Below are 518 nucleotides of genomic sequence, written 5' to 3'. Positions count from 1 at the left end.
GCCCTTCTGTCCAACCGCCACCTAACCAGTTTTGTTCGACAATCGTTAGTTGATTTAAATCTGCTGATACTACAAATCCTACCTGACCAGCACCATCTCCATACGTGTAAGGGAAAAGAACCATATCACCAGGTAAAGCTAAGAAATCTAATGTATTTTTATAAACTTTCGCTCTATCCTTTAGTAACGCTTGATTATCTGTATGAATATCTTTAGCGTAATCGCCTTGTAAAGATGTACCGGGGAATAATTGAGCCCACCCTGCATTAGCGTAATCATAACATTGAAAACCATACCAACCATCAAAATCATATTGTTTACCAATTGAATTATTCAACCAAACTAAAAATTCATTTTTTATCATTACTGCATTTACCATAATATTACCTCCGTTTAATAATAAAAAGCCGACACAATGTGCCGACTTAATCTGTTATTTCCAAGTAATTGTTCCCCAATACTTTTCATTCTTAATTTTTTCTTGTGGATCAGTAATGCGACATACTGCACAATAGAAA

Annotated in this window: 2 protein-coding genes; both read right to left on the bottom strand. The window is 34.9% G+C overall.

The genetic code is table 11. The features are described from left to right. Positions 1-379, bottom strand: a 379-nt coding sequence (locus tag ACF91D_RS31630; RefSeq protein ID WP_392438678.1) for a CHAP domain-containing protein, incomplete at its 3' end; no start/stop codon positions are given. A 54-nt stretch (positions 380-433) separates the two neighbouring features. After that, positions 434-518: hypothetical protein (locus ACF91D_RS32475; protein WP_483883404.1), on the bottom strand; the 85-nt coding region annotated here is incomplete at its 5' end.

Source organism: Staphylococcus sp. 231237_7MaSpsaltlick, from assembly GCF_043107035.1.
The sequence above is the reverse complement of the archived record's forward strand: the minus strand, read 5'-3'. Positions and strand labels throughout refer to the sequence as shown.